Genomic DNA, 2,330 nt, shown 5'->3' on the forward strand with positions numbered 1-2,330 from the left:
ACGATCATCCATGTGCTGGAGAAGGAGCTGGGCTACCGCGTCTTCCATAAGGTCATCAGCTCGACTCCGTGGGTGCCGCAGAAGCGCGAGCGTATCTTCATCGTCGGCTTCAAGGATCACAGCATCGAGTTCGACTTCGATCAGCTTGCGGTTCCTGAAGGTGACGGCCCGAAGCTGGGTTCGATTCTCGATAGGACGGTCGATCCGAAATACACACTTACGGAACACATGTGGAATTACCTTCAGGGCTACAAGGAGAAGCACCGCAGCGCCGGGAACGGGTTCGGGTTTTCCCTCTTCGGTCCGAAGGACGTGGCCCGCACCCTGTCCGCCCGCTACTACAAGGACGGCTCCGAAATCCTGATCGAGCAGAAGGGCGACCGCCCGCGCCGCCTGACACCGCGTGAGTGCGCGCGCCTGATGGGGTTCGAGAAGCCCGGACAGACGGACTGGAAAATCCCCGTGTCCGACACGCAGGCCTATCGCCAGTTCGGCAACGCGGTTGTCGTGCCGGTCGTGAACGCGGTCGCGCAACTCATGCAGCCGCGCATCATCGAGGCGATGGAACTGGACGGGCGGCAGGTGCCTGCCACCGTGCAGGTTCGGCTTCCCCTGCCCGAGCCCGGTATCGCGGCGGAGTAATGCCTGCGGATACCGTCACGCCCGCAATCCGAAGCCGGATGATGGCAGGCATCAAAGGCAAGAACACCAGACCGGAGCTGATAATTCGATCCGCGCTGCACAGGCGCGGTTTCCGGTTTCGGCTGCACCGCAAGGACATGCCCGGTAAACCCGATCTAGTGTTCGCGGGACGGGGCGCGGTGATCTTTGTTCACGGCTGTTTCTGGCACGGCCACGACTGCCATCTGTTTCGCTGGCCGAAGAGCCGCGAGGAGTTCTGGCGCGAGAAGATCGGCAAGAACATCGAGCGCGACCGGCGGCAATATCAGGCCCTGACCGACGCGGGCTGGCGCATCGGCACGGTCCGGGAGTGCGCCCTGAAGGGCAAGACCCGCCTGCCCTTCGACATCGTTGTCGATCAATGTGCCATATGGTTAAAATCGGATATAAAAACGCTGGAGGTGAGCGGTGATACAGCGCGGGCAACTGTCTGACTATTTCGAGGGCGTCGGGGTCAAGCGTCTGTCTGCCGTGGATGCCGAGCCGAAGACATCGAACCAGCACGAGGTCGGCACGACGAAGAAGATGCGCGACGACTTTCTGGGCGAGACGCACCAGCAGAATTTTCCCGCAATCTACATCTGGCTTGGCGGCGATCAGGAGGGCTTTACCGAGGAGAGCTGGGCCACACACTACGACGCCCGTCTTAATAAGCCCCGTGCGGCCGAATGGCGGCTCTACTACCCCTCAAATCCCATTACAGAGGCCATGAAGGCCGGAGACACCCTGTTCCTCGCCAAGGATAAGGGCGGCGTCCTGTGGTTCATCGTGGCCCCCGAGGGGTCCACCAGCGAGCAGCAGCTCTTCTGGTTGTTCGGTCTGCGCCCCGAAGGCAAGTCCTTCGTGTCGCGCGAGTTTTCCGACGAGGAACCGGAACTGGACTTCGCCGCGCGCTTCATCCTGGACGAGATCGGCGTCGAGTTCGAGGAGCCGGAAGCCGACAAGCTGGACAGTATCATCGAGAAGTTCGGCACGACCTTCCCCAAGACGGCCGAGTTCTCCGATCTGGCCCGTCTCACCTTGCCAGAGGTGCGCGCCGAGGACGACCCGGACGCGGCACTTATTGCCTGGCTGGACCATGAGGAGGCGCTGTTCAGGCGACTGGAGCGCAAGGTTGTATCGTCGCGGATCGAGGCGGGGTTCGTGGACGACAGCGGCACGGACGTTGACGGCTTCATCAGCTTTTCCCTGAGTGTCCAGAACCGGCGCAAGTCCCGCATGGGGCATTCGCTGGAAAACCACCTTGCCGCCGTCCTCAGGGCGCACGACATCCGGCATATCCGGGGCGCAGTTACGGAACACAACCACAAGCCCGATTTCCTGTTCCCCGATCTGGAGACCTACCAGGCAGCTCCAGCCGAGGGCGACCCACGCCTGACAATGCTGGGGGCCAAATCCACTTGCAAGGACCGCTGGCGGCAGGTTTTGGCCGAGGCCGAGAAGATCAGCCGCAAACATCTTCTGACGCTGGAGCCGGGGATTTCAGAGCCGCAGACCGACCAGATGGAGGCGTCCAGCCTTCAGCTCGTGGTCCCCTCCCCAGTTCACGGCAGTTACACGGATGCGCAGCGCGGCTGGCTCTGGTCGGTTGGCGATTTCATCGGCGAGGTCAGAGCGCGACAGGGATAGTCATAGCACGCCCGTAGCAT

Annotated in this window: 3 protein-coding genes; all 3 read left to right on the forward strand. The window is 62.1% G+C overall.

From position 1 onward, the window contains the following. Positions 1-642: DNA (cytosine-5-)-methyltransferase (gene dcm / locus WBB85_RS17565; protein WP_432639890.1), on the forward strand; the 642-nt coding region annotated here is incomplete at its 5' end. Continuing rightward, on the forward strand, positions 642-1,115 hold the full coding sequence (locus WBB85_RS17570; RefSeq protein WP_299567925.1) for a very short patch repair endonuclease: 474 nt from the start codon (positions 642-644) through the stop codon (positions 1,113-1,115). The genes dcm and WBB85_RS17570, both read left to right, overlap by 1 nt. Next, on the forward strand, positions 1,090-2,310 hold the full coding sequence (locus WBB85_RS17575) for a type II restriction endonuclease (protein WP_432639891.1): 1,221 nt from the start codon (positions 1,090-1,092) through the stop codon (positions 2,308-2,310). The genes WBB85_RS17570 and WBB85_RS17575 overlap by 26 nt, the downstream gene beginning before the upstream one ends. Positions 2,311-2,330: the final 20 nt, after the last annotated feature.

This window comes from Albidovulum sp. (assembly GCF_049646345.1).
In the GTDB taxonomy this organism is placed as follows: Bacteria; Pseudomonadota; Alphaproteobacteria; order Rhodobacterales; family Rhodobacteraceae; genus Albidovulum.

Coding starts and splice junctions, on each gene's coding strand:
- WBB85_RS17570 (WP_299567925.1), top strand. CDS start 642: ATGCCTGCGGATACCGTCACGCCCGCAATCCGAAGCCGGATGATGGCA.